We start from the raw sequence: 25,613 nt of genomic DNA, 5'->3' as shown, positions 1-25,613 counted from the left end.
CTGCGTAATACAGCTTGTTCGGATGAATCATCCAAGCAAGAATCCGTCAAAAATGACGGGGTCATACATGTGTGATGCACATGCACTGGCTTTTAACACACTGTTGAGTTCTCAAGAAACGGACGCGTACTTCCTCGCCGGATTCCCTTGCGGGCCCCGCCTCGGAGGCGTTCATTTCGTCTTCGTTGTGTCTTAATTCTTTCAGCCGTTCAAGTCTCTGTCAAATTGACCGGACTTGCTCGACCTGCTGGAATTAATCCGCGCCCCGTTTCCGGGGCAACCCCTCTAACTTACCAGCCCGTCCGAAGTGGTCGGTCCAGGTCCGTCAGTGGGATTTGCGGGCCGGCTCCTGGAGCTCCGTGAGCCCCGGGCGTCCCGCGCGAAGCAACTCTAGCAGCCGATCGCCGGTGCTTCGCGCAACTCGGGTAATCACATGGTCCTTCCCTCCCCTGCAGTCCCCCAAACCTCTCCCATGCTTCGCCCGCCCGACACGCCCGGTCAAGCGCACAGCAAGTCATCCGCAATCGCCCCCCGGTAGGAAGTACTCCACGAGCAGAGCGCTCTCTCGGAGGTGTCCGCCATGACCCGCTCGGAGTTCGACGACATCCGCGCCTTCCTCACCGACAAGGGGACCAGCGCCGGAGACCTGCTGCGGGTGGCCATGACGCTCATCGACGATCTCGAGCACGTCCACACGCGCGAGGCCGTCCAGCGTTCCCGGTATCTGCAGTTGCTGACGGCCGCGCGAGCCAGTGCCGCGGCCGAGATGGCGGGCGAGCCGGACCCCCTGTCGTTCGTACGGGACGAGCTGGCCCGGCGCGGCGAGCTCCCCCAGGACGACGAAGAGGTACGGCGCATTCTGGCCGATGCCAGAACGGCGGCCGCTCTGCTCGCCCACATGGAGAGCGGCGTCGACCCTGTCCCGCCGAGCCCGCGCGGCCCGCGACTGCGCCGTTGCGCCGGCACCCGTCGCACTCTGCGGCACTGAGGCGCCGAGACGGCGGAGCGGCCGGCGCCGGTCGGGCCAGACCTGACTCGTAGGCGACTGCGGACATACCTGTCCTTTCACCCTGGACTGCCAGACTGCCGATATGTGGCAACGGAGGCTGAACTGGGTGGCGATCCTCCTGGTCGGGATCTTCGGCCTGTTGTGGGCCGGTGTCGTGCTCTACGCGGACGACTCCTCGCCATGGATGCACATCGCGCAGGTCGTCTTCGGCTTCCTGCTGATCGGCTGGGCCGTGCACAAGGCGGCCGCCTTGATGGGCAAGCGCCTCTGAGCCGGACCGGTCAGGTGTTGCCTTCGTCCTCGGGGATGGGCTCGTTCTCGTTGCGGATGTACTCCAGCAGGTCGGCTTCGTCGATCACCTCGTCGGCGGGCGGTGCGGTGATGACGACGCGGGAGCCCCAGGCGGAGTAGCGGGTGTCGGTCCGTTTGACCAGGGTCGCCTCGGTGTCCGTGGTGAGCAGGCGCTTGAGCGTCCCGTCACGACCGGTCCAGAGCTTCCAGGTGATCTTCCCCCGGCTCTTCGGCCCGATGGGGCGGCCGCTGGTCCAATGGAACAGCGGAGTCTTGGTGATCTTGTCCAGGTCGCGATAGCTCATGGTGCCCTGGTAGAGGAAGCCGGGCTTGCGGGTCGAGCGCTTCAGCACGGCCTTCAGCGTCGTCGGGTCGTACACGTTGATCGGCTGCTGGCTGGCGTCGGCCGCCATGTCGCGGGCCATGACTCCCCGGTGCTTGTTGGGGAACCGGATCCACTTCTTGCCGTCGGGAATCGGCCCGGGGTGGGCGTTGCTGCCGTCGTACACGGTCGAGCCGACGCGGATCACGCGGTAGGTCTCCTTGCGGGGGACGCTCCACCAGGTGAACCGGGCCGCGGCGGGGCCTGCCGGCGCGAGCCGGAGCCGACCGGTGATCCGGGTCTCCGAGGGCCGCTTGCCGAGCGTGATGCGGGTGGTCTCGGAGATCCGTACGCCGTGGCCGGCGCGGAGGTGCCGTTCGAGGGCACCTGCCGGATCCGTGGCGGCCTGGGCCGGAACCGGTGTGGAGGCGACCAGCACGGCGACCGTCAGGAAGGCCCACCGCCTCGGCGTCGAAAGTCCCATGGGCCCATCCTCGCGGAAAAGCCCTGCCGTGGTGCGGTCAAGCCGAGGGAAAAGAACAAGGCCCTGGTCTCCGATTTCTCGGTGACCAGGGCCTTCTTGGTAGCGGGGACAGGATTTGAACCTGCGACCTCTGGGTTATGAGCCCAGCGAGCTACCGAACTGCTCCACCCCGCGTCGGTGTGACTTCATCAACTATACAGGCTGGCGAGAGTGCTTCGTACCGGGACGAATCTGGCCCGGAAACGAGCGAAGGCCCGGTTTCCCGGGCCTTCGACTTCTTGGTAGCGGGGGCAGGATTTGAACCTGCGACCTCTGGGTTATGAGCCCAGCGAGCTACCGAACTGCTCCACCCCGCGTCGCTGCGTTGCGCCTTAAGACTAGACGGCAACGCGGGGTGGATGCAAACCGGATGGCTAGGTGCCTCCCGTCGGTGACGCCGATGGGGACGGCGTGGCAGGCGGGGAGGCCGTCGGTGAGGCCGAGGGTGAAGCCGACGGCGACGCGGACGGTGACGGGCTGGCGGAGGCGTCCGGCTGCTGCCGGTTCGCGCCCTCCAGCGCCTTCAGCGCCTCCTGCAGCCGCTTCTGCGCCTCGCCGTACGCGTCCCAGTCGGGCGGGCTGGCCTGCAGCGCCTTCTGGGCGTCGTCGTAGGCCTTCTGCGCGTTGGTGATCGCGGAGGAGAGTGCGGTGTTGGCCTGGGCCTGGCCCTGCTCCTGCTGCTGGTTGTTCTGCTCCTGCTGCTGTTGCTGTTGCTCCTCCGTGCCGAAGACCTCCTGCAGGGCCTCGGTCAGGGTGCGTCCCACACCGATCTTGCTGCCGAACGACACCAGGACGCGCTGCAGGATCGGGTAGGGCTCCTGCCCGCCGCCCGCGGTCACCTGGATGTACACCGGTTCGATGTAGACCAGGCCGCCCGCGTACGGGAGCGTCAGCAGGTTTCCGTAGCGGACCGACGAGGCGCCGACGCCGAGGAGGTTGAGCTCGCCGGCGAAGCGGCTCTGGAAGGCGTTCTGTGCCTGACCGGGGCCGGGGATCGGGGTGCTGGACGGCATCCGCAGGATGCGGATGCGTCCGTAACCGGACTCGGCCGAGGAGTTGACCGCCATGAACGCCGCCAGGTTGGGGCCCTGGCGCGGCACGAACGTGGTGGTCAGCGAGAACGTCGGCTGCTCACCCGGCATCGTGGTGGTCAGGTAGTAGGGCGGCTGCTTGGTGTTCTTGTCGCCCTGCGTCGGGTCGCCCGGGACGTTCCAGAAGTCCTGGCCGCTGTAGAAGGCGGACGGGTCGGTGATGTGGTAGCGCGACAGGGTGTAGCGCTGCACCTTGAACAGGTCCTCGGGGTAACGGACGTGCGCCTTCAGGTCGGCGCTCATCTCGGAGGCCGGGCGGATGACGCCGGGGAAGGCGGAGCTCCAGGTGCGCAGCACCGGGTCGTTGGTGTCCCAGGCGAACAGCTTGACCGTGCCGTCGTAGGCGTCCACGGTGGCCTTGACCGAGTTGCGGATGTAGTTGATGCGGTCGGTCGGCTGCTGGGCGATGACGCGGCGGTCACTGGAGGTGTCGCGCGTCATGTCGCCGAGGCTCTCGCTCTGCGAGTACGGGTAGTCGTTGGACGTGGTGTAACCGTCCACGATCCACACGATGCGGCCGTCCACGATCGCGGGGTAGGGGTTGCCGTCGAGCGTCAGGAACGGCGCGACCTTCTGGACGCGGTCACGCGGGTGGCGCTCGTAGAGGATCTTCGAGTCGGCGTTGACGTCGCCGGACAGCAGGATGTTCGCCTCGCTGTACTTGGCGGCGTAGAGCATGCGGTTGAAGAACGAGCCGAGGGCGACGCCGCCGCCGGTGTAGGTGGTGTTCTTCTGGCCGGTGCCGCCGGTCTGCGGGTAGTCGAGCTCCTGCGGCCGGTTGGGGTTGCCGCCGGCGATGACGTATTCGGCCGAGGCCGGCTCCTCGCCGAAGTAGACGCGCGGCTCCTTCAGGCCCGTGCTGGTCGCGAGCGGGCCGGTGACCGGCATGTCCTTGGCGTCGTAGTCGGGCAGGCCGCTGCTGTCGACCTTGTTGCCGGGCGCGGCGACGAAGCCGTAGCCGTGGGTGTAGACGAGGTGGCGGTTGATCCAGTTGTTCTGGCCCTCGGGCGGGCCGGTCAGCTCGCGGACGCCGACGACGTGGTCGATCATCTTGCCGTTGGCGTCGGGGTAGCGGTCGACGTCGAGCGGCTCGGCGAAGTTGTAGAAGCCGCGGATGCGCTGGGTCTGCTCGTACGTCGAGGAGACCAGCGCCGGGTCGAGCAGTCGCACGCCGGAGACCGAGGTGTCGCCGCCCGGCTGGACCTTGGCCGGGTCGGCCTGGGCGTTGTACGTCTCGACCTCGGTCTTGTCGACGTTGTACGCCTCCCGGGTGGCGTCGATGTTGCGCTGGATGTACAGCGCCTCCTTGCCCTGCTGGTTGGGCTTGACCTGGAACTGCTCGACGAGCGCCGGGTAGACGCCGCCGATCAGGATGGCCGAGAGCACGAGCAGGCCGAAGGACACGCCGGGCAGCATGCCGCCGGGCCGCACCACGCCGGCGAAGAAGAGCGCGGCGCAGATCAGCGCGATGATCGCGAGGATGGTCTTGGCCGGCAGGACCGCGTTGACGTCGGTGTAGGACGCGCCGTGCACGAAGCCCCGGTCGGAGAAGACCAGTCCGTAGCGGTCGACCCAGTAGGCGATGGCCTTGAGCAGCACGAAGATGCCGAGCAGCACCGACAGGTGGACGCGGGCGGCCCGGGAGGCGTGCAGACCGGGCGACTGCAGGCGGAAGCCGCCGTACAGGTAGTGCGTGATCGCGGCCAGCAGGATCGAGATGATGATCGCGGTGAACAGGAAGTTCAGGACCATCCGGATGAACGGATAGTCGAACATGTAGAACGAGATGTCGAAGCCGAACAGCTCGTCCTTCTTGCCGAACGACGCGCCGTTGACGAACTGCAGCCACGTCTGCCACTGACCGGCGAAGGACGAGCCGGAGAAGAGCGCGAGCAGCCCCATGCCGATGATGAAGATCAGCTTGCGGTGCGGGTCGAGCGCCATGCGGTAGCGGTCGGCTCCGCTCGCCCCGCCGAACATCGCGGGGCCGAACATGGGCCGCGTGCGGAACGCCAGCAGCATGTTGCCGCCCGCGATCACGACCATCAGCAGCGCGCCGACCAGGAACAGCACGATCTGGGTCAGCACCACGCCGGTGAAGACCGACGTGTAGTCCACGGCGTCGAACCACAGGTAGTCGGTATAGATGCCGCTGAAGAGGAAGAACAACGCGACGATCGCCACAAGGGCGATCGCCACAGGTAGAAGCAGTCGCGGTCGGCGGGGCAAGCGCATCGCCCTGCCGGCTCCTGGGGTCCGGAAGCTCAAGGCCAACCCCTCGTCGTAATGAAGAAACGGTCCGTGTCTGGCAACCTACACCGCTAGGCCAGCCGTACGGCTAACGCACGGCGGCCGGCGAAAGTTTCCTCGTCCGAGGGTTTGTCTGCGACTACGCAGGTTCAGGAAGGGCAGGCCGGGACGTTGCCCGTGCCCGTGCGCAGCGCGTCGAGCGCCTGCACCGCGGCGTGCAGCGTGTCGGCGCGGACCAGCCGCAGTCCGTCGGGTGCCGCCTGCACCGCCTCGCCGCAGTTGTCGGCCGGCGTCAGGAACACCGTCGCGCCGGCCTTCTTCGCGCCGATCATCTTCTGCTGGATGCCGCCGATCGGGCCCACCTCGCCCGTGGGCTCGATGGTGCCGGTGCCGGCGATCTTCTTGCCGCCGGTGAGCTCACCGGGGGTGAGCTTGTCGAGAATGCCCAGCGAGAACATCAGCCCGGCGCTCGGCCCGCCCACGTCGCCGACGTTGATGTCGACGTCGAACGGGAATTTGTACTTGGTCTGCATGAGCACGCCGACCTGCGGCTGCCCCTTCGGCCCCGCGATCGGCCGCAGCGGGACCTCGACCTTCTGCCCGCCCCGTAGGACGCCGAAGACCACCTCTTCGCCGGGTTTGTGCGCCTTGACGGTGCTGCTGACGATGTCGACGTCCTTGGCGTCCTTGCCGTCGATCGAGGTGATCTCGTCGCCCTTCAGCAGCTTGCCGTCGGCGGGCTTGCCCTTCTCCGTGGAGACGACGGACACGATCATGCTGTAGGGGATCTTGAGCTCGTTGAGCGCGGCGGCGGTCGCGGAGTCCTGGGAGTTGGTCATCTCCACCGTGTTCTCCTCCTCGACCTCCTTCGGGTCGCGGTTGGGAGCGAAGATGGTCTCCTGCGGGACCACGGCCACGTCGGGATCGATCCAGCCGCGCAGCGCCGTCAGCAGGTCGATCTGGGCGGCGGGGCCGCCCTGGTAGGCGACGGTGACCAGGCTGAGCGCGCCGCTGGTGGGATAGGTCTGCCGGCCGGAGATCGAGATGACCGGCTTCTTCTCGAGCTCGCCGAGGGTGTTCTCGGTCGGGCCGGGGCTCAGCACGACGTAGGGCACCGGCCTGAAGGCGCCCGCCACCCCGAACGCGAGCACGAGGAATCCCGCGAGCAACAGCGTCAGGGCGCGTCGAGACATGGTCAAGAGCTTATTCGCCGGCGCCGACCCACTCGGTCGCGCCGTCGGCGAACTCCTGGTGCTTCCAGATGGGGACCTGCGCCTTGAGATCGTCGATCAGCCTGCGCGAGGCGCGGAACGCCTCGTCGCGGTGGGGCGCGGCGACCGCCACGATCACGGCGATGTCGCCCAGCTCCAGGTCGCCCACCCGGTGGACGGCGGCCACGGCCGTCAGGGGGAAGTCGGCGGCGATCTTCTCGGCGACCGCGCGCAGCTCGGCCTCCGCCGTGGGGTGGGCCGAGTAGGAGAGCTTGGTCACGGGCTTGCCGTGGTCCTGCTCACGCACGGTGCCCACGAACAGGGTGGTGCCGCCCGCGGCGTGGTCGCCCACGGCGGCCAGCACCTCGTCGACGGACAGCGGGGTGTCGCGAATGGCGAGCAGCCGGATGACGTCCACGCCGCAAGACTACCTTTCCGCCGTCGCCGCTTCCCGCCGCTCGCCGGGCCCCGCGCCCCCGCTATTGGCGGCGCTTCTTGCGTACCTGGCGGACGATCGCGGCGGTGCCGATGACCGCGACGGTCGCGCCGGCCGCGGTGAGGGTCGCCTCCTTGACCGGCAGCCGCCTGCCGACCACGGTGGTGGCGTCCTCGCGCAGCTCCAGGAGCTGACGGAAGGCCGCCTCGTTGGTCCAGGCGGGCTTCCAGCCGGCCTCGCGCAGCGTCGCGCAGTCGACGACCCACGGGTAGACGACGTAGTGCAGGTCGGTGGCCGGGGCCGGGGTGATGCCGAGGCGGTGCAGGCGCTGCGCGGTGCCGAACGTCAGCCCCGCGGGCAGCTCGAACCTGCGGATGCCGGACAGCTCCTCGACCTGCTCCTGCTCCAGCCAGCCCTCGCTGCCGACGGCCACCACGCCGGTGACGACGCCGCGCGCGGCCAGCTCCAGCACCGAGATCAGGTCGTCGAGATGGCAGAACTGCCAGCGCGGCATGCAGCCCTTGACGGTCAGCAGCCGGGGCGACTCGAAGTGGCGGGTGATCACCGTGTCGATGCCGGGGCCGACGATCGCGGCCGGGCGGACCACGGTCACCTCCAGGCCGGGGTGGCTGCGCAGCGAGCGGCGTACGAGGGACTCGATCTCCAGGTGGTCGCCGACGAGGCCGGTGTCGGGCTCGGCGGCCACCGGGGCGTCCTCGGCCAGGGGCACCTCGTTGTCGGGCGCGGCGCCGTACACCATGGCGCTCGTGACCAGCACCACGCGCCGTACGCGCGCCGCGGCGCAGGCGGTGAGCACGGTCTGGGCCGCTCTCAGGTTGTAGGCGCGCCGCTCGACCGGGTCGGAGTCGAGGGCGTAGTCGCCGGCCAGGTGGACCAGGACGTCGATGTCGGAGATGCGGTTCGCCAAGAGCGGATCTCGTACGTCGATGACTCTCCAGGTGGCCTCCCGGATGTCGCCGCGTTCTTCGTCGATGGCCACCACCCTGCGGAAATCCGCGGAGGACACGAGCTTCGCGAGCAGCTCCCGGCCTATGCCGGAGGCGGCGCCCGTAACGGCGACGACGGGTTGGCGCGGGCGTTTCGAGGTAGGCACCAGGTCCTCACTTTGCACTGATCCGCCGCAGGACGACTAACGTGGCGGATGTGGACTCCTCCATCCTGCACGAGGTAGAGCGGTGACTGACCTGCCAGGTCGTGAAAACGACCCCAACGAAAACCCGTTCGCGATGTTCGGCAACCCTGAGCAGATGGCTCAGGCGATGCGCCAGTTCGCCGACATGCTGTCGGCGCCTCAGGGCTCCGGCCCTGTCAACTGGGACATGGCGAAGAACATCGCCCGGCACGCCGTGGTCGCCGAGGGCGACCCGAGCGTCATGGAAGGCGAGCGTCGCCAGATCGTGGAGGCGCTGAGCCTGGCCGACCTCTGGCTGAACGAGGCGACCACGCTGCCCAGCGGCGTGGTGAATCCGCAGGCCTGGAGCCGGTCCGAATGGATCGAGAACACCGTCCCGGTGTGGCGAAAGCTTTGCGAACCCATAGCCCAGCGCATGGTCGACACCATGGGCGGCGCGCTCGGCGGCGCCGGTCTGCCGCCCGAGGCGCAGCAGATGGCCGGCCCGCTCATGGGCATGCTGAAGCAGATGGGCGGCATGATGGTCGGCCAGCAGATCGGCCAGGCCATCGCCTCGCTCGCCCGCGAGGTCGTCGGCACGACCGACATCGGCCTGCCGCTGTCCGACAGGGCGGCGCTGCTGCCGGGCGGCATCGCCCACTTCAGCGACGGCCTGGAGATCCCCTCCGAGGAGATCAGGATCTACCTGGCGCTGCGCGAGGCCGCGCACCACCGGCTGTTCCAGCACGTGCCGTGGCTGCGTTCGCACCTGCTGGGCGCGGTCGAGGAATACGCCAGGGGCATCACGGTCGACACCTCCAAACTGGAGGAGCAGATCCGTGGGCTCGACATCAACAACCCCGAGGCACTCCAGGAGGCGCTGAGCGGGGGCGACCTGCTCAAGCCCGAGGAGACCGAGCGGCAGAAGGCCGCCCTGGCCCGGCTGGAGACGACGCTCGCGCTGGTCGAGGGCTGGGTCGCCACCGTGGTGGACAGCAGCGCCTCGGGCAAGCTGCCTTCGGCGGTCGCGCTGGCCGAGACCGTACGCCGGCGCAGGGCCACCGGCGGGCCCGCCGAGCTGACCTTCGGCACGCTGGTGGGGCTGGAGCTGCGGCCCCGGCGGCTGCGCGAGGCGGCGGCGCTGTGGCGCGCCCTCGAGGAGGCGCGCGGCGTCGACGGCCGCGACGCGCTGTGGGGGCACCCCGACCTGATGCCGACGGCCGACGACCTCGACGACCCCGAGGCGTTCGTCCGGGGCGAGCAGGCGTGGGACATCTCCGAGCTGGAGCGCAAGCCGGACGACGGCAAGGGCGAGGGCGGCGCCAGTTGAGCCTGCACGGCGACGCGGTCTCGGTGCTGTCGGCCTGGACCGCGCCCACGCCCGAGGAGGAGGCGCTGCGCGTCGAGTTCCTCGGCCACCTGCGGGACCACGACGACGCGATGCTGCGCGCCTGCGTGCCCGGGCACCTGACGGCGACCACCGCGGTGCTCTCGCACGACGGCGCGCGGGTGCTGCTCACGCTGCATCCCAAGGCCGGCATGTGGCTGCCCATGGGCGGGCACTGCGAGCCCTCCGACGCCTCGCTGACCGAGGTGGCCCTGCGTGAGGCTCGGGAGGAGTCCGGCATCTCCGGTCTTGAGCTGCTGCCCGGGCCGCTGGCCGTGGACAAGCACGAGGTGTGGTGCCATCCGCCGAGGAGCTGGCACCTCGACGTCGAGTACGCCGCCGTGGCCCCGCCCGGCGCGGAGGCGGTGATCAGCGAGGAGTCGCTCGACCTGCGCTGGTTCCCCGTCGAGGAGATCCCCGAGCTTTCCGACGAGGCGACGCGCCGGTTGGCCAGACGTGGACAGGCGGTGCTCGGCCTGCGTTCCGGCCGGGTTGGCTAGAGTCCTTTGTGTCGTTCCAAAGGGGGTCTGGTGAGCGCTCCGGCTGAGTCGCCCGTGGGGGGCACGATCGTCACGCCCGTACGCAGACGCCGGAGAACACCCGGATCCGTCCTGACCTGGATGGCGGTGACCCCTTTCGCGGCCTGGGCCGCCGCCAGGGTGGCGGGGCTGGAGCGCGGCTCGCTGCCGACGCAGATCATGACGGCGACGCCGTACGTGGCGGCGGGATCGCTGCTCCCGCTGCTGATCGCGGCGGCCGGGCGGCGTCGCGCGGCCACCGCCGTGGCGCTGGTGGCGACCACGGCGCTCGGGTTCGCCGTGCTTCCCCGGGCGCTCGGCAGGGCCGAGGCGGCCGCCGGGCGGCCGTTCAAGGTCATGACGATCAACATGCTGTTCGGGCGAGCCGACGCCGGGACGATCGTGCGGATGGTGCGTGAGTTCGAGCCCGACGTGCTGAGCACGCAGGAGCTGACGCCCGGCGCGGTGTCCGACCTGGACGCGGCCGGGCTCAAGGAGCTGCTGCCCCACCGCGTGCTGGAGGCCGAGTGGAGCGCCGGCGGCAGCGGGATCTACTCCAGGCACGAGCTGCGTGAGCTGCCGGACGTGGTGCCGGACGTCGGGCACAAGATGCCGGCCGCGGTCGTGTCTGTGCCGGGCGGGGAGCCGATCGAGTTTGTGGACGTCCATCCCTATCCGCCGCTCGGGCCGAACGTCGTCAACTGGAACCGGGCGCTGCGGACGCTGCCGTCCGCCTCCCGCGACCGGGTGCGGATCCTGGCCGGCGACTTCAACGCCTCGCTCGACCACGCGGCACTGCGCGAGCTGCTGTCGCGGGGCTACAAGGACGCGGCCGACCAGGTGGGGGCCGGGCTGATCCCGACGTGGCCGGCCAACAAGAAGGTGCCGCCGATCATCACCATCGATCACGTGCTGGTGGACCGGCGGGTGGCGGTGCGGGCGGTGGACGTACGGACGGTGCCGGGCACCGATCACCGGGCCGTGCTGGCCGAGCTCACGCTTCCTTGAGCAGGGCCCGGGTGTTGTCCCAGCCTTCGAGACCGGGGTCCAGGCGGTGGACGTCCTCGGGGGCGCGCAGGCGGTGCCAGCCCGGAGTGGTGGCGACCCTCCGGGGGCCGGGGGCCTGCGCGCGGAGCGTGGCCACGACGGCGGGATCGTCGAGATCGGGGTCGGCCCAGGCCGGAGCGGGCAACGCGCAGGCCAGGGCCACGGCGCCGCCTCCTTCCGCCGGGCAGACCGTGATCTCCGCGCGGCCGAGCTCGCGGAACAGCTTGCCCACCAGCAGCGGCGGCAGGTCGGGCGCGTCGGCGCCGATCACCGCGGCCTGGTCTCCGGGGAGCCGGGACAGCACGGACGCCAGCGGCTCGTCCTCGCCGATGTCGATGATCTCGGTGCCGGGCCAGACGATCTCGTCGAGGCCGGGGACACTGGTGACGAGGACCGGGGCGACGAGGTCGAGGCCGGCTGCCATCTCGTAGGTGTCCTCGGCCATCGCCTCCAGGAACGCCTTGGGGTCGATGCCCGCGGGGGCCGCGTTCGCCATGCGGTGACGTACGAGGACGGCGACGACGCGGATCAACATTCCTCCGGGGCCGAGTGGGCCGCGGCGGAGAATCCTTCAAGGAAGCCGCGGGCCCGCTCCGCCTTGGGGTACTGTTCTACCAGAGCCCAGAACGCGGCGCCGTGGCTCGGCACCAGCAGGTGCACCAGCTCGTGGATGATCACGTAGTTGATGACCCACTCCGGCAGGCCCTTGAGCCGCGTCGAGATGCGGATCGTGCCGTTCTCCGGGGTGCACGAGCCCCAGCGGTGCTGCTGGTTGTCGACCCAGCGGACGCTCACGGGCTCGGCGTCGCCGCCGAGATATTTCGCCGACAGCTCCCTGGCTCTCTCCAGCAGCGCCTCGTCCGTCGGTCTGCGGCGGCTTTCCTTGGCGGCCAGCCGATCCAGCATGCGGCTCACCCATTCATCCGCGTCTTCGCCGCTCAGCCAGGCGGGCAGGAGCACGATGGTCTTGTCGCCGTCGCGGTATGCGGAGACCGTACGCCGGCGACGAGAACTTCGACGAACCTCGACTGTCTCGGGGGGCACATATGCACGGTAGCCGAGTTGACGGAAATTCCACAGAGGGGAGGCGCTGTTTCTGCTGGTCAGATGATTAAGAGCCGGTGAATTTGGGCACGCGCCTTTCCCGATGCGCGGCCAGGCCCTCGAGCAGGTCCGACGTGGCCATGGTGATCGGCTGGGCCAGGGATTCCCACCTCAGCGCGGCTTCCAGGTCTTGATGGTCTTGGTTGAGGGCCAGTTTGGTGAGTCGTGTGGCAATGGGAGCGTTCTGAGCGATCTTCTGGGCGAGGGCTCTGACTTCGGGGATCAGGTCATTGTTAGGGAAAGATCGATTTACCAAACCTTTATCCGCCGCTTCCCTTCCGGTCAGCGTGCGGCCGGTCAGCAGCATCTCGCGGGCCAGTCCGACGCCCGCTCTGCGGGGCAGCAGGTACGTCGCCGCCATCCCCGGGTGCAGCCCCAGCGAGGTGAACGGGACCAGGAGCTTCGCGTCGTCGGCGGCGTAGACGAGGTCGCAGGCCAGCGCCACGCACAGGCCCGCGCCGACCGCCGGGCCGTTGACGGCGGCGATCGTGGGGATCTCCAGCTGGTTGACCAGCAGCCAGGTGCGGTAGAAGGCGAGCATGCGCTCGCGCAGCTCGGGGACGGCCTCGGCGCCGCGCTCGCCGAGCCAGGACAGGTCGCCGCCGGCCGAGAAGGCGGTGCCCGCGCCGGTCACGACGACGCAGCGGGCGTCGGGGTCGGTGGCGAGCGCGGTCATCGTCTCGCGCCAGCGGTCGGTCATGGCGTCGGTCATGGCGTTGCGGCGTTCGGGGACGTTGAGGGTGAGGAGCACCACGCCGTCGTCGTCGCGATCAACCAAGAGCTCGTTCATGCGGAGAGCGTACTCGGGGGGCCTTCGGGGCCTTGATCGCCGGTGGGTGGGCGGGGTTATCCACAGGCGGCGCGGAACGCTCTCGGGATCATGGTCCGGCGTGCCAACCTTCCCGCCATGAGGCCCCGAGTGAAGCCCGCCCTCCGGCGCGTACTCCGCGATGAGCAGACCCTTCAGTACGGCGTGCACCCCCTGCGCGCCGTCGTGATGTCCGGCCTGGCCCGGCCGATCCGGCAATGGCTGGAATGTCTCGACGGCACCCGCGATCTGGATCACGTCCTGCGTGCCGCGGGCGCCGCCGGTCTCGACGAGTGCCGCGCCCGTTCCCTTCTCGACCAGCTCACCGCCCAGGGCGCGCTGCACGACGCGTCGGTCTGCTCCGGCGTGCTGAGTGATCTCAGCCTGGCCGAACGCGACCGGCTGAGACCCGACCTCGACGCCCTCGACCTCGCCTCCGCGTCACCGGACGGCGGCATGGGGCTGGTCGCCCGGCGCCGCGCCTCCCGGGTGCGGGTCTACGGGGCCGGGCGGGTGGGGGCGCAGATCGTCGCCCTGCTCGCGGCGGCCGGGGTGGGGCACATCCGGGTGATCGATCCCGGCACCGTACGGCCTGCTCACATCACGCCGGGCGGGCTGTCGTGGGCGGAGGTGGGGATGACGCGGGAGGAGGGCGCGGCGGCCGTGGCGCGGCGGCTCACCTCCGGTGGTCGCCCGCCTGTTCCCGAGGTCCGGGACGATGTCCCCGCGTCCGGCTCCGCCGCACCCGGTTCTCCTGGTTCCCGCTCTGTCCCGGGCCCGGCCGGCGCATCCGCGGCGACGGCCCGGTCCCCGCGGGCCGCTGTTGCCGGCCAGGCGCCGACGACGGGGGCACGTACGGGTGGCGGTGGCGGGACGGGTGCGCGTCCCGACGCCGGTGGCGGCGCGGGTACGCGTACGGGTGGCGGTGGCGGGGCGGCTGGGACGTCGCGCTCTGGTGCCGGCGGCCGGACGTCCTCCCCCGCCGTCCCGCAAGCTGTTTCCTCTGGCGGCTCCTCCGTGGGCCGGCGTCCTGGCGCGGCGCCTGCGACCGGCGAGCGGTCGCCGGGGCGTGGCACGCCACCCGCCTCGCAGGTCACGGGGCCCAGAACCGGCACGGGTGCAGGCGCAGGTGCCAGAAGCGGCACTGGCATGAGCGGCGCGGGCGTGAACAGGGGCGCAGGCGCGTACGTGGGCAATGACATGCGCTACCTCGGCAGGCCGACGAGTCAGCGGGCGGCCGAGTTGGCCGCGCGGCAGGAGGCCCTCGCACGGCCCAGGAAACCGCGCGACAGCCGGTACATCGACGGTCATGACCTGGTCAGACCGACGGTCGAGGTACTTGCCGGAGGGACATATCTTGGGGATCAGTCGGATAGGCCGGATCTGGTGGTCATCGCGCCGGTCACGCCCCTGGACGGGGTGCTGGCCAATGAACTGACCGCCCTGGGCATCCCCCACCTCCTGGCGGCCGCCTTCGAGGGGCATGGGATGGTCGGGCCACTGGTCCTGCCGGGAAGGACCGCGTGCCTGCACTGCCTCGACCTCGCGCGTCGCGACAGCGACCCCGCTTGGCCGATCGTGACCGCGACGGTGGGCGGCTACCCGCCCGGCGAGATCGCCTGTGACGCGACCCTGGCGACGCTGGTCGCGGCGGAGGCTACCGGACATGCGCTTGCTCATCTTGACGGCAAGGAATCCGCTGTGACCAACGGCACAATGGACGTAACGCCTGATTGGCGCTGGAAAAGACGCTCCTGGCAGCAACATCCGCATTGTCGTTGTATGCGAAACAATCCATCTCCGCTAACAATGGTCATGTCGCCTCACCGCGACTGACGTGCTCAGAGGACGACCACGAAGGGGGGAAGCGGACCTCTGCCGAGGTTCCGCGCATCAGTGTGAGCGATCTTCCACGCCGTGCTGTCACGCGCTCCGCCAAGCTGGCCACGCTTCCCCTCGGATTCGCCGGGCGTACCGCCATCGGGCTGGGCAAGCGGCTGGGCGGCAAGTCCGCCGAGATCGTGGCGCAGGAGGTTCAGCAGCGCACCGCCGACCAGGTCTTCAAGGTGCTCGGCGAGCTCAAGGGCGGCGCCATGAAGCTCGGGCAGGCCCTGTCGATCTTCGAGGCGGCGCTCCCGCCGGAGATCGTCGGTCCCTACCGCGCCACGCTGACCAAGCTCCAGGACGCCGCTCCCCCGCTGCCGGTCGCCACCGTCCACAAGGTGCTGGCCGAACAGCTCGGCGACGACTGGCGGGAGAACTTCCGCTCCTTCGACGACCAGCCGACCGCCGCCGCTTCCATCGGCCAGGTGCACAAAGCCGTCTGGCACGACGGGCGCGAGGTGGCCGTCAAGATCCAGTACCCGGGGGCGGGCAAGGCCCTGCTCGGCGACTTCACCCAGCTCGCGCGGCTGGGCAAGCTGTTCGGGGTGCTGCTGCCCGGGCTGGACATGAAGGCCGTACTGTCCGAGCTGCGCGAACGCATCGAAGAGGAGCTCGACTACCTTCGCGAGGCCCACGCCCAGCACGCCTTCGCCGGCGAGTTCAACGGCGACCCCGACTTCCTGATCCCCGACGTGATCGCGGCCAACGAGATGGTGCTGGTCACCGAGTGGATGGACGGCGTCCCGCTGTCGCGCATCATTGCCCAGGGCACCAAGGAGGAGCGCGACCGGGCGGGGCTGCTCTTCGTGCGGTTTTTGTTCTGCTCGCCGGCGCGGGTGGGGCTGCTGCACGCCGATCCGCATCCGGGCAACTTCCGCATGATGCCCGACGGCAGGCTCGGGGTGCTCGACTTCGGCGCGGTCAACCGGCTGCCGGACGGCTATCCCAGGGTGTTCGGGCAGCTGATGCGGATCTTCAACCATGGCGACATGGAGAGCGTCGTGACGGGGCTGCGTCAGGAGGGGTTCATCCGGCCCGAGATCGAGATCGATCCCGACGCGCTGCGGGCCTTCCTGGCGCCGTACGTGGAGCCGACGGCGGTCGAGGAGTTCACCTTCAGTCGCGAATGGCTCCAGACCCAGGCCGCCAGCGTCGCCGACCTGCGCCCTGGCAACGTGGTGCGCCAGCTCAACCTGCCGGCGTCGTACGTGCTCATCCACCGGGTGCACGCGGCGGGCGTGGGCGTGCTCTGCCAGCTCAACACCACGGCCCGGTTCCGGGACGAGGTGATCCGCTGGGTGCCCGGCTTCTCCGACGACCCGGACGACCAGCCCGACGACAAGGCCCTGGCCATCAGCTGACCCCCCGGACCCCGGCCCTCAGATCCAGAGCCTGATCTGAGTGCTGGGTACGGGCCGCACCACGTCAGCAGCGTGAGCGACTCGGCGATGACGGCCCGGCCCGGTCCTGGCGCTGAGCTCGTCGGCGGGCGGCGTTTCACGCGGAGGTGCGGAGGTGCGGAGGTGCGAAGTCGCGGGCGCGCAAGCGCCGAGGTGCGGGCGCGCAAGCGGAATCGGAAGCACAGGTGCGGGCGTGCGGCAAGGGCGGGAGGCTCAGGGTTCGGGGCGCCGACGCGAGTGCGGGCGCAAAACGCGGAGGTGCAGGGACGCGCAAGCGTGGAGGTGCGGGCGCGGGGGTGAAGCGCGGGCGCGGGGTGCAGGATTCGGGGTGCCGGTGCCGGTGCCGGTGCAGGCGCAAGGTGCGGAGGTGAGGGGCGCAGAAGCGCCGGCGCGGGGTACGAACGCCAAGCGCGGACGGAGGTGCAGGGTTCGGGGTGCCGACGCGAGTGCGGGCGCAAAACGCGGAGACGCAGGCGCGGGGGTGCGGAGGCGCGGGCGCAGGCCCGAGGGGTGCGGAGGCGCGGGCGCAGGCCCGGGATGCGGGAATGGGCCTGTCAGGGGTCGGCTTGGTGTGTGTTCCGGACGCTTACAGGTCCGGCTTCTGGGGTGCCTGGTCTCACTGGAGGTGAAGGGGCCGATGGCTGGGTTCTTCAGTGGGGGCGGGCCGTTGCCCTGGTGGTCGCTGCGGGCTGATTTTCGGGAACCGGTCGTCGGCCTTCATTACTCTGTGTAATGATGCGAGGGCAGTTTCCCCGCGTGCCTCAACGATTCGGGCGGGTCGTTCGTCTGCGAGGGCTTCGTCCAGGCTTCTGCTCTTCCGCGTGGCGGGGCCGTCAGGTAGCGGCGGGCGGGCGGGTCGCGGATCGGTGAGGTCACGGGTGACGGCGGGGCGCCGGCTCCAGTGCAACCGGCGACCCGCCGTCACCACATGGCGGCGTTACTACAAGGCGTCACCACATGCCGGCGTTACCCGTGGCGTCACCACATGGCGGCGTCACATGGCGGCGTCACCACGTGGGGTCGCCATGTGACGGCGATGCGGGGCAGCTGTGCCGGCGGCCGCGGAGACGCGCTCTAGTCGCCGAGAGGGGCGGAGCCGTCTATGAGGTCGCAGGGGGCCACCGGGCCGTTGGAGATTCGGGCCCAGATGCCGGCGACGACGGTGCCCGCCTCAGCGTTCTCGTTCACGGCGAACTCCAGCACGCCGGTCTGGCCGGGCTTGATCTGCTGGGGGTCGATCTGGAAGCCGCCCGTGTCCACGGTGGGCGGGAAGACGGCGAGCGGGGCCTCCTCCTTCGGCACCCAGGTCGTGCCGCGCGGGCGGGTGGCGCACTTCTTGCCCTCAGGCAGGTAGTCGACGACGATGTTGTAGCCCATCTGCCTCAGGTCGGACTCAAGGGCCTTCGGGTTCTTGGCCTCGTTGACGGTGATGGAGATGGTGCCGTCCGGGTTCTTGGCGACGGCGTAGGCGGGGGTGCCGCCGAACATCAGCGGCAGGGCCACCGCGGCCGCGGCGGCCAGGCCCAGTGCGGGAGCCAGGACGCCCGGGCGTAGCAGCGTGCGGCGCGGTCGGAGCGGCCGGGATGAAGCCGGCGGAGTGGGGGAGGCCGGCGGAGTGGGGGAGGCGGGCGACGAAGTCGGCTGGGGAGGGGTGGGGTTGTTCTGGAGGGCGGTCATCACGAACTCCTTGAGCAGTTGGTGACGGCCCTCAGGAAGATCCCGTTCCGGCGGGAAGATGTTCATGAGGTGGACTCCTTGACGGACCGGACCGCGGTGCCGCGGTCACCATTCTTCTGTCGCCGGGCCACGGCTAGTTCCAGTTTTTTCCTGGCCCGCGACAACCGTGACCTGACGGTGCCGATCGGGATGCCGAGGGCTTCGGCCGCCTCGGCGTAGTCGAGCCCGGCCCCGGCGCACAGCAGCAGGACGTCCTGCTCGGGCTTGCGCAGCCGGCCGAGGGCCTCGCGCACCTCGGCTAACCGTTCCTGGTCGGCGAGTTGGCCGGCCAGGTCGTCGGCGAAATCAGGTACGGCGTCGTCGCGGGGCATCCTGGCCATCACGTTCTCGTGCCGCCGCCTGGCCCGTCGCAGGTTGCGGGCCACGTTCGTGGCGACCCCGAGCAGCCAGGGCCGCAGTGAGCCGCCGTCCGGGGCGAGCCGTTCCCGCAGCCGCCACGCCTCCAGGAACGTCAGCGACACCACGTCCTCGGCCGCCGACCAGTCGCCGGTCAGCCGCCAGGCGTGGTTGTAGACGGTTTTGGCGTACTGGTCGAAAAGCTGCTCGAAGGCGCGTTGGTCGCCGTCGCGTATGCGGGTCCGCAGGTTCACATCCACAAGCAGTACTGTCCGCCGGGCGCGGGCGGGTTCCCGGAACAGCGCGAGAGCCGGGCGCCCGTCGGCGCCCGGCTCTCGCGTTCATGAATGAGGCTGAATCATCCGTCTTCAGTGAGGAGATCCTGCGCCGGCGGCAGGATCTCCCCGATCACCACTGCAGGAGCAGGGCGCGCCGGAGGCGGTCGTTGGCCTTCTGTACCTCGCGCTGCGCCCGTCGCACACGCTGTACGCGCAGCGCGAGACGCTCCTCCTCCGCCTCGCGGTGGAGGGTTTGTATTCGGTCGTTCACGAGGTCATGGATGAGATGGGACATTCCGGTGCTCCTCGTCGGTCGAGCGTTCATCAGTCTCGGTTTCCTCTCGGTGTGGTGCGTTCGTACAGGTGGGTCAGGCAGCGACCGGGTGCTTGCGGGGACGCCCGCGCGGACGCTTGCGGGGAACGACGGTCCCCCTGAGGATCAGCTCGCCGCCCCAGACGCCCCACGGCTCCTCGCGCTCGAGCGCGCGGTCGAGGCAGGCCTTCTGGATCGGGCAGCCGCCGCAGAGCGCCTTGGCGAACTCCACGTCATCCGGCGACTCGGCGAACCACAGGTCAGGGTCGGTACGACAGGGGATCTTGGCTTCGTCGATCAGGTCCATGATCGTCTTCGCCCCCATCTTCTTTCTCCTTCGATCGATCCTTTTGTTCTTGTTGGACACCTCGTAGGTGGTCGGATCGCGGGCAACAAAATGGCCGCGGATCCGTCTGTGGATCCGCGGCCTGGGGGCTACTGTCGCCGGTCAGGTTATGACCGGTGTATCCCTCCAGGGCTGCGGACCGCACAGTCCACCGTTGGTGAGCTGGCTGGCCGGCAGTTCGATACGTCCTGCGTAGACAGGAGCCACCTGCGGAGCGGCGGCGCCGAAGTGGGCACGCGCGTAGAAGGCGGCGGACTGGCTACGGGCAGACTTCTCCTGCCGTGGCTTGGCGGGCTCGTGGGCGAGCAGCACCGAATCACGGCATGCGGAAGCGAGCCACGGCGTGGCTGCAGTCTTCAGAATGCTCATCACTGGGCTCACCTCCACTCTGCTGATCGTCGGAAACAGTCGTGTCCGACTCGCTTGCCCATGACCCTAAACCGGAAGGCCGGGACCCGGCAACATATTTTCTACCTGCGATTTCGCTATCGCAGCGGCCGGATCATCGCCTCCTGGACGACGGAGACCACGAGGTCACCGGACGCGGTGAACATCTCACCGCGCGCCAACCCCCGCGCCCCCGCAGACCACGGTGACTCCTGAGCATAGAGCAACCAGTCGTCGGCCCTGAAAGGGCGGTGGAACCACATGGCGTGGTCGAGGGAGGCGCCCATGACGTTGGACATGCCCCACGCCATGCCGTGCGCCAGCAGGATGGTGTCCACGAGCGTGAAGTCGGAGGCGTACGCGGCCAGCACGACGTGCAGCAGCGGGTCGTCGGGCAGCTCGGCGTCGTAGCGGAACCAGACGTTGGTCTCGGCGCTGCGCAGCGACGGGTCGTTGTACGCCTCCCACGTCAGCGGCGAGGCGTAGCGGGAGTCGACCGGCCGGGGGCGCGACACCCAGTCGCGGAACTCGGGGTGGTCGCCGACCAGGGCGTACATGCGCTCCTGGAACGTGGGCAGCGTCTCGGGCGCCGGCACGGCCGGCATCACCGACGCCTGGTGCTCCACCCCCTCCTCCGCGATGTGGAACGACACCGACATCGTGAAGATCGCCTTGCCGTGCTGGACCGCCTGGACCCGGCGGGTGCTGAACGAGCGCCCGTCGCGCACCCGCTCCACGTTGTAGACGATCGGGATCGACGGGTCGCCCGGCCGGATGAAGTAGGCGTGCAGCGAGTGGACGAAGCGGTCCTTGGTGACCGTGCGCCCGGCCGCCACGAGGGCCTGGGCCGCCACCTGGCCGCCGAAGACGCGTTGGATGCGCTCCTCGGGGCTCCTCCCCCGGAAGATGTCCAGCTCGATCTGCTCCAGGTCGAGCAGGTCGAGCAGCTCCTTGAGCGCCTCGTTCACGTGTCGGTCCCCCTCGCGGGCCCCGGCGCCGTCCGGTGCGTGAGGGCGGCGGGGCAGGTCTTCTTCTCGGACAGGTATCCGGTCCTGACACAAGTTTGACGTGCCGCCGGAGCCGGTCCGCATCCGACCCGGCGGTCCGATGATGACCGGCCGGCGTTTCGCGGTTGTTACACCGTGCCGGGACAGGCGCTTGTTACACCCCGCTTGTCACGCCGCGCCGCGGCAGAGGGCGAGGACGGCTTCGCCGTAGCGGTCGATCTTGACGCGGCCGACGCCCGGGATCGACAGCAGCTCCTGCTCGGTCCCGGGCGCGCGTTCGGCGATGGCCTGGAGGGTGACGTCGGTGAAGACGACGTACGGCGGGATCTTGTTGTCCTTGGCCGTGGCGGTGCGCCACGCCTTCAGCCGCTCCAGCAGCTCCTCGTCGTAGTCGGCGGGGCAGGTCGCGCAGCGGCCCAGCTTCTGCTCGGCCGCGGCCGTGAGCGTCTTGGCGCAGATCCGGCAGTGCACCGGCGCGGCCACGGTGCGCCGCTCGCGGGCGGCGGACTGGATCGGGCGCGGCGGGGCGGCGGCGCGGCCGGTGAGGCCGTCGAGGAAGCGTGAGGGCCGGCGGCCCTTGCGCCCGCCCGGCGCGCGGGCCAGCGCCCAGGAGAGCGTCAGGTGCTCACGGGCGCGGGTGATGCCGACGTAGAGCAGGCGGCGCTCCTCCTCGATCTGCTCGGGGGTCTCGGCGTAGACGATGGGCAGCATGCCGTCGGTGAGGCCGACGAGGAACACGGCGTCCCACTCCAGGCCCTTGGCGGCGTGCAGGGAGGCCAGCGTGACGCCCTCGACGGGCGGCGCGTGCTGCTCGGCCGCGCGGCGTTCCAGCTCGGCGACGAACGCCGGCAGGTCGGCGCCCTCGGCCGCCAGGTCCTCGGCCAGGTCGGCCAGCGCCTTCAGCGACTCCCACCGCTCCCTCGCCTTGCCGCCGCCGGGCGGCGCGGGGGTGAGGCCGACGCCGGCGAGGATGTGGTGCACCTCGGCGGCCAGCGGCTCGCCGGCCGCCGAACGGGCCGCGCCGCGCAGCAGCACGACCGCCTGCCGGACCTCGGGGCGTTCGAAGAAGCGCTCCGCGCCCCGCAGCAGGTAGGGGATCTCGGCCTTGGCGAGCGCCTCTTCGTACGCCTCCGACTGCGAGTTGACCCGGAACAGCACCGCGATCTCGCGGGCCGGCACGCCCTTGTCGAGCAGCTTCCTGATGGCCCTCGCGACCCCGGCGGCCTCGGCCGGCTCGTCGTCGTAGTCGGCGAAGGCGGGCCGCGGGCCGTCGGGCCGCTGGGCGACCAGCTCCAGCCGGTGGGGCGAGCGGCCGCGGGCGATGACCCGGTTGGCGAGGTCGACGACCTGGGGGGTGGAGCGGTAGTCGCGGACGAGCCTGATGACGGCGGCCTGCGGGTGCTCGACCGCGAAGTTGGTGAGGTAGCGCGGGCTGGCCCCGGTGAAGGAGTAGATGGTCTGGTTGGGGTCGCCGACCACGCAGATGTCGTCGCGGCCGCCGAGCCAGGTGTCGAGCAGGAGCTTCTGCAGCGGGTTGACGTCCTGATACTCGTCGACGACGAAGTAGCGGTATTGCTGGCGGATCTGCGTGGCGACCTCCTGGTGCTCGGTCATCACGGCCGCGGTCAGCTCCAGGATGGTCTCGAAGTCGACCAGGTGGCGCTCGCGCCGGAGCTGCTCGTACGCCTCGTACAGGCGGGAGATCTCCTCGGCGGCCACGGGGGGCGTGCGGTGGTGCTTGGCCGCGGCGGCGGCGTAGTCCTCGGGGCCGATCTGGGTGACCTTGGCCCACTCGATCTCGGAGGCGATGTCGCGCAGCTCGGACCGGTCGGGGCTCTTGCGGATGAGCCGGCACGCCTCGACCAGCACCGGCAGCTTCGACTCGATGACCGAGGGCGCCTCGCCTCCGATCACCCGCGGCCAGAAGTAGGTGAGCTGGCGCAGCGCGGCGGCGTGGAACGTGCGGGCCTGCACGCCGGGCGCGCCGAGCGCGCGCAGCCGCTGGCGCAACTCCCCCGCCGCGCGCGTGGTGAAAGTCACAGCAAGAACGCTCTGCGCGTCGACGACCCCGCTCCGCACCGCGTGCGCGATCCGGTGGGTGATCGCCCTGGTCTTGCCCGTCCCGGCCCCGGCCAGCACGCAGACGGGGCCGCGCACCGCCTCGGCGACGGCGCGCTGCTCGGGGTCGAGGCCGATCAGGACGTCATCCACGTGTGTCACCCCTTCATCTTCCCAGCACTGGCGGCCAGGGGCTTTATTCTGGCAACATGCGGGCCGTCGTATGTTCCTAGGCGGCGAGATGCAAAGAACTGGTCTCTTCCCCCACAATGGGGCCGACCATTGACCCTGGGGGAAAGGAAGGCCGTGCGGATAGCGGTTCATGTGGGCGCTCTGGCGCTCGCTGCCGTCGTGCTCACGCCCGTCAGCGCCGATGCGGTCAGCGTGGGCGCGACCGCGGCGCAGCCCACTCCCTCACCCAGCGTCGCCACCTCGGCGACCACGGACGACGTCTACGGACTGAGCACGGAGACCATCGCGTACGGCGCGCACAGGCGGCAGCAGATGGACGTGTGGTGGACCCCCGACGGCCAGCAGCGGCCCGGCGTCTTCCTGATCCACGGCGGCTGGTGGTCCAGCGGCGACAAGCGCTACATGAAGGAGATCACCCGCAGCTACGCCGAGCTCGGCTACACGGTCTTCAACCTCAACTACCGCCTGTCCGGCGACGCGGCCTGGCCGGCGCAGCGCACCGACGCGCTCACGGCGATCGCGACGGCACGCAAGTTCGCCGACCGGTGGTCGTTCGACCCGGGCAACTACGTGGTGGTCGGCTTCTCGGCGGGCGGGCACATCGCGGCGGCGGTCGGCACGTACGGCGACGGCGTGAGCGGGCTGAAGGGCGTGGTCGGCCTGTCGCCGATCACCTCCCCGCTGCAGGCGTACGCCGACGGCGACGCGAGGAAGACGACCGACCTCAACAAGCGCAGGCTGCGCAAGGCCGCGATCAAGCTGGCCGGCGGCTGCGCGCCCAAGGGCAAGTGCGCGCGCGTGTGGGCCAGCATGGAGGTCGCCTGGCACGCGAGCAGGCGCGACGCCCCGGTGCTGACCATTCACTCGCAGGACGAGTTCGTGCCGCCGTCGCAGGGCATCCTGCTGCGGGAGATGCTGGCCAAGGTGGGCGTGCCGGTGACCGTGCTGACGCAGCCGGGCATCAACCACAGCGCGCCGCTCTACCGGGAGCCGGGCGTGGCCGAGCGGGTGCAGACCTGGATCGCCGAGCGCATCGGCTGATGCCTGAGCACAGCGGCTGAGCACAGCGGCTGAACACGGCCCTCTTGGCCAAGGGATTAAGCGGGCATGCCGGGTTGTTGCACCGGACGCCTGACTTCTGACCTGGGAGGGATCACCCGACATGGCGCTCACCGTCTACAGCACGAGCTGGTGCGGCCCCTGCAAGCGGCTCAAGGCCCAGCTGACCCGTGAGGGCATCAGCTTCGACGAGGTGGACATCGAGCGCGACCCGTCGGCGGCGGAGTTCGTGATGAGCGTCAACAACGGCAACCAGACGGTGCCGACCGTGGTGATCGACACGCCTGGCGGCCGCGTGGTGCGGACGAACCCGTCGGCCCTGGAGGTCAAGGCCATCCTCGGCGCCGCCTGATCGGGCCGCCTGATCGGGCCGGTCACTCGTAGTCGAGCTGCCCGCCGTACCACGTCTCGATGAGGCGGCGGGCGATCGACACCGCGGGCGGCAGGCGCAGCTCGCCGGAGTCGAGTGCCGCGGTCAGCTCCTCGCGGGAGAACCAGCGCGCCTCGGCGATCTCCTCGGCGTCGGGCCGCAGCTCGGTGGTGACGGCCTCGGCGAAGAAGCCGAGCATGAGGCTGCGCGGGAACGGCCAGGGCTGGCTGCCGAGGTAGCGCGGCCTGATCACGCTGACGCCGACCTCCTCGGCGACCTCGCGCACCACGGCGTGCTCCAGCGACTCGCCCGGCTCGACGAACCCGGCCAGGATCGACATGCGCCCCTGCGGCCACTGCGGACCGCGGGCCAGCAGGCAGCGGTCGTTCTCGTCGCGGATCAGCATGATCACGGCGGGGTCGACGCGCGGGAAGTGCTGGCTGCCGTCCTCGGGGCAGACGCGGATGTGGCCGCCCGTCCGGATCTCGGTGCGGTTGCCGCAGCGCGGGCAGAACTCGTGGGTGGCGTGCCAGGCCTCCAGCGCGACGGCGTAGACCAGCAGGCCCGCGTCGCGGTCGCCGAGCAGCCCGCCGACCTGGCGCAGCCCGGCCGCGACCGGGTCGCCGTCGGGGGTGTCGGCCAGCTTCATCGCGAACGTGACCCGCCCGTTGGCCTCCTGCCTGGGCACGCCGGGCAGCGGCGCGGCGACCGCGAAGTAGGCGACCTCGCCCTCGACGCCGAGCAGGTAGCGCGGCCCTTCCGGCGCCTCGTCGGTGCTGAACAGCACCGCCCGCACCTGGTCGCCCTTCCTGCGCACCAGCGTGTGGCCGTCGTCGATGACCAGCACCCTGGTCGCCGGGTCGGCCCAGGCACGTTCCAGCCACCGCTCGTCGGCGCGCAACGCCGCGGAGCGGTCGATGGTGCCGCGCGCGAGAAGCAGGGGTCCGATCAGTTGTTCTTCCGCCGTGATCTCCACAGGCCCGCCCCCTCCAGAATTTCCATGTCATCCTATGACCTCGCGGGTCAGCGCCTGATCGCCGATTCGGGCCCGCCGCCGTCCGCGCTCCGGCTAAGATCATCGGGTTAGGTTAGCCTTACCTGATTCCGGGGGTGCCTC

At 70.2% G+C, this 25,613-nt stretch carries 25 protein-coding genes and 2 tRNA genes; 9 read left to right on the top strand and 18 right to left on the bottom strand.

What is annotated here, in order from left to right:
• Positions 1-580: 580 nt before the first annotated feature.
• Both ACBR40_RS41025 and ACBR40_RS41020 read left to right on the top strand, forming a co-directional pair.
• Positions 581-988 carry a hypothetical protein gene (locus ACBR40_RS41025; RefSeq protein ID WP_344210490.1) on the top strand — a complete coding sequence of 136 codons (408 nt, stop codon included), beginning with the start codon at positions 581-583 and terminating at the stop codon, positions 986-988.
• Between the two features lie 103 nt (positions 989-1,091).
• On the top strand, positions 1,092-1,280 hold the full coding sequence (locus tag ACBR40_RS41020) for a hypothetical protein (protein WP_344210493.1): 189 nt from the start codon (positions 1,092-1,094) through the stop codon (positions 1,278-1,280).
• 10 nt (positions 1,281-1,290) lie between these two features.
• Here ACBR40_RS41020 and ACBR40_RS41015 read toward each other — a convergent pair whose 3' ends face one another.
• The 7 genes from ACBR40_RS41015 to ACBR40_RS40985 all read right to left on the bottom strand — a co-directional run bounded on the left by ACBR40_RS41015 (position 1,291) and on the right by ACBR40_RS40985 (position 8,250).
• The gene (locus ACBR40_RS41015; protein WP_371252194.1) at positions 1,291-2,106 is read right to left on the bottom strand and encodes a hypothetical protein; all 816 of its coding nucleotides are present in this window, start codon (positions 2,104-2,106) and stop codon (positions 1,291-1,293) included.
• Between the two features lie 97 nt (positions 2,107-2,203).
• A tRNA-Met gene (locus ACBR40_RS41010) sits at positions 2,204-2,280 on the bottom strand.
• 105 nt (positions 2,281-2,385) lie between these two features.
• Positions 2,386-2,462: transfer RNA gene (locus ACBR40_RS41005), tRNA-Met, on the bottom strand.
• Between the two features lie 57 nt (positions 2,463-2,519).
• The gene (locus ACBR40_RS41000) at positions 2,520-5,471 is read right to left on the bottom strand and encodes a UPF0182 family protein (RefSeq protein WP_371252193.1); all 2,952 of its coding nucleotides are present in this window, start codon (positions 5,469-5,471) and stop codon (positions 2,520-2,522) included.
• Positions 5,472-5,635: 164 nt separating this feature from the next.
• Positions 5,636-6,679 (bottom strand): PDZ domain-containing protein, encoded by a 1,044-nt coding sequence (locus ACBR40_RS40995; RefSeq protein WP_344210501.1) that lies wholly within the window; start codon positions 6,677-6,679, stop codon positions 5,636-5,638.
• A gap of 10 nt (positions 6,680-6,689) precedes the next feature.
• The gene (locus ACBR40_RS40990; RefSeq protein ID WP_344210504.1) at positions 6,690-7,115 is read right to left on the bottom strand and encodes a molybdenum cofactor biosynthesis protein MoaE; all 426 of its coding nucleotides are present in this window, start codon (positions 7,113-7,115) and stop codon (positions 6,690-6,692) included.
• Positions 7,116-7,176: 61 nt separating this feature from the next.
• The gene (locus ACBR40_RS40985) at positions 7,177-8,250 is read right to left on the bottom strand and encodes an NAD-dependent epimerase/dehydratase family protein (protein WP_344211630.1); all 1,074 of its coding nucleotides are present in this window, start codon (positions 8,248-8,250) and stop codon (positions 7,177-7,179) included.
• A 130-nt stretch (positions 8,251-8,380) separates the two neighbouring features.
• Here ACBR40_RS40985 and ACBR40_RS40980 point away from each other — a divergent pair, with 130 nt between their 5' ends.
• From ACBR40_RS40980 to ACBR40_RS40970, 3 genes are all read left to right on the top strand, one after another.
• The gene (locus ACBR40_RS40980; RefSeq protein ID WP_371252192.1) at positions 8,381-9,595 is read left to right on the top strand and encodes a zinc-dependent metalloprotease; all 1,215 of its coding nucleotides are present in this window, start codon (positions 8,381-8,383) and stop codon (positions 9,593-9,595) included.
• Complete coding sequence (locus ACBR40_RS40975) at positions 9,592-10,152, top strand: NUDIX hydrolase (protein WP_344210507.1); 561 nt, start codon at positions 9,592-9,594, stop codon at positions 10,150-10,152. The genes ACBR40_RS40980 and ACBR40_RS40975 overlap by 4 nt, the downstream gene beginning before the upstream one ends.
• A gap of 120 nt (positions 10,153-10,272) precedes the next feature.
• A complete protein-coding gene (locus ACBR40_RS40970; RefSeq protein ID WP_371252191.1) occupies positions 10,273-11,178 on the top strand; it encodes an endonuclease/exonuclease/phosphatase family protein in 906 nt (301 codons plus the stop codon).
• On the opposite strand, the gene ACBR40_RS40965 is transcribed toward ACBR40_RS40970, so the two are convergent.
• From ACBR40_RS40965 to ACBR40_RS40955, 3 genes are all read right to left on the bottom strand, one after another.
• Positions 11,165-11,752 (bottom strand): DUF2064 domain-containing protein, encoded by a 588-nt coding sequence (locus ACBR40_RS40965; protein ID WP_371252190.1) that lies wholly within the window; start codon positions 11,750-11,752, stop codon positions 11,165-11,167. The two genes, ACBR40_RS40970 and ACBR40_RS40965, sit on opposite strands and share 14 nt — an antisense overlap.
• A complete protein-coding gene (locus ACBR40_RS40960; RefSeq protein ID WP_177241275.1) occupies positions 11,746-12,261 on the bottom strand; it encodes a M48 family metallopeptidase in 516 nt (171 codons plus the stop codon). Before ACBR40_RS40960 ends, ACBR40_RS40965 begins: the two co-directional genes overlap by 7 nt.
• 67 nt (positions 12,262-12,328) lie before the next feature.
• Positions 12,329-13,111, bottom strand: a complete 783-nt coding sequence (locus ACBR40_RS40955; protein ID WP_344210514.1) for an enoyl-CoA hydratase-related protein — start codon at positions 13,109-13,111, stop codon at positions 12,329-12,331.
• Between the two features lie 129 nt (positions 13,112-13,240).
• Here ACBR40_RS40955 and ACBR40_RS40950 point away from each other — a divergent pair, with 129 nt between their 5' ends.
• Entirely contained in the window at positions 13,241-14,965 is a 1,725-nt protein-coding gene (locus ACBR40_RS40950) for a ThiF family adenylyltransferase (protein ID WP_371252189.1), read from the top strand.
• Between the two features lie 62 nt (positions 14,966-15,027).
• The gene (locus ACBR40_RS40945; protein ID WP_371252188.1) at positions 15,028-16,374 is read left to right on the top strand and encodes an ABC1 kinase family protein; all 1,347 of its coding nucleotides are present in this window, start codon (positions 15,028-15,030) and stop codon (positions 16,372-16,374) included.
• A gap of 1,113 nt (positions 16,375-17,487) precedes the next feature.
• Here ACBR40_RS40945 and ACBR40_RS40940 read toward each other — a convergent pair.
• The 7 genes from ACBR40_RS40940 to ACBR40_RS40910 all read right to left on the bottom strand — a co-directional run bounded on the left by ACBR40_RS40940 (position 17,488) and on the right by ACBR40_RS40910 (position 23,028).
• The gene (locus ACBR40_RS40940) at positions 17,488-18,156 is read right to left on the bottom strand and encodes a hypothetical protein (RefSeq protein ID WP_371252187.1); all 669 of its coding nucleotides are present in this window, start codon (positions 18,154-18,156) and stop codon (positions 17,488-17,490) included.
• The gene (locus ACBR40_RS40935; protein WP_371252186.1) at positions 18,153-18,746 is read right to left on the bottom strand and encodes an RNA polymerase sigma factor; all 594 of its coding nucleotides are present in this window, start codon (positions 18,744-18,746) and stop codon (positions 18,153-18,155) included. The genes ACBR40_RS40940 and ACBR40_RS40935 overlap by 4 nt, the downstream gene beginning before the upstream one ends.
• Before the next feature lie 148 nt (positions 18,747-18,894).
• Positions 18,895-19,059 carry a hypothetical protein gene (locus tag ACBR40_RS40930; protein ID WP_177240918.1) on the bottom strand — a complete coding sequence of 55 codons (165 nt, stop codon included), beginning with the start codon at positions 19,057-19,059 and terminating at the stop codon, positions 18,895-18,897.
• A gap of 73 nt (positions 19,060-19,132) precedes the next feature.
• A complete protein-coding gene (locus tag ACBR40_RS40925) occupies positions 19,133-19,402 on the bottom strand; it encodes a WhiB family transcriptional regulator (protein ID WP_020544973.1) in 270 nt (89 codons plus the stop codon).
• A 123-nt stretch (positions 19,403-19,525) separates the two neighbouring features.
• Positions 19,526-19,792 (bottom strand): hypothetical protein, encoded by a 267-nt coding sequence (locus ACBR40_RS40920; RefSeq protein WP_344210526.1) that lies wholly within the window; start codon positions 19,790-19,792, stop codon positions 19,526-19,528.
• A gap of 116 nt (positions 19,793-19,908) precedes the next feature.
• Entirely contained in the window at positions 19,909-20,778 is an 870-nt protein-coding gene (gene tesB / locus ACBR40_RS40915; protein ID WP_344210529.1) for an acyl-CoA thioesterase II, read from the bottom strand.
• 207 nt (positions 20,779-20,985) lie between these two features.
• On the bottom strand, positions 20,986-23,028 hold the full coding sequence (locus tag ACBR40_RS40910; protein ID WP_371252185.1) for an ATP-dependent DNA helicase UvrD2: 2,043 nt from the start codon (positions 23,026-23,028) through the stop codon (positions 20,986-20,988).
• A gap of 153 nt (positions 23,029-23,181) precedes the next feature.
• On the opposite strand from ACBR40_RS40910, the gene ACBR40_RS40905 reads away from it, so the two are divergent.
• Positions 23,182-24,108, top strand: coding sequence for an alpha/beta hydrolase (locus ACBR40_RS40905; protein ID WP_344210533.1), 927 nt, complete (start codon positions 23,182-23,184; stop codon positions 24,106-24,108).
• A gap of 121 nt (positions 24,109-24,229) precedes the next feature.
• On the top strand, positions 24,230-24,478 hold the full coding sequence (locus tag ACBR40_RS40900; protein WP_344210535.1) for a mycoredoxin: 249 nt from the start codon (positions 24,230-24,232) through the stop codon (positions 24,476-24,478).
• Positions 24,479-24,500: 22 nt separating this feature from the next.
• Here the strand turns inward: ACBR40_RS40900 and nudC are convergent, their stop codons facing one another.
• Positions 24,501-25,472, bottom strand: a complete 972-nt coding sequence (nudC, locus tag ACBR40_RS40895) for an NAD(+) diphosphatase (protein WP_371252184.1) — start codon at positions 25,470-25,472, stop codon at positions 24,501-24,503.
• Between the last annotated feature and the right edge of the window lie 141 nt (positions 25,473-25,613).

The sequence above is a fragment of the Nonomuraea sp. AD125B genome (assembly GCF_041402765.1).
GTDB classification, from domain to species: domain Bacteria; phylum Actinomycetota; class Actinomycetes; order Streptosporangiales; family Streptosporangiaceae; genus Nonomuraea; species Nonomuraea bangladeshensis.
The sequence above is the reverse complement of the archived record's forward strand: the minus strand, read 5'-3'. Positions and strand labels throughout refer to the sequence as shown.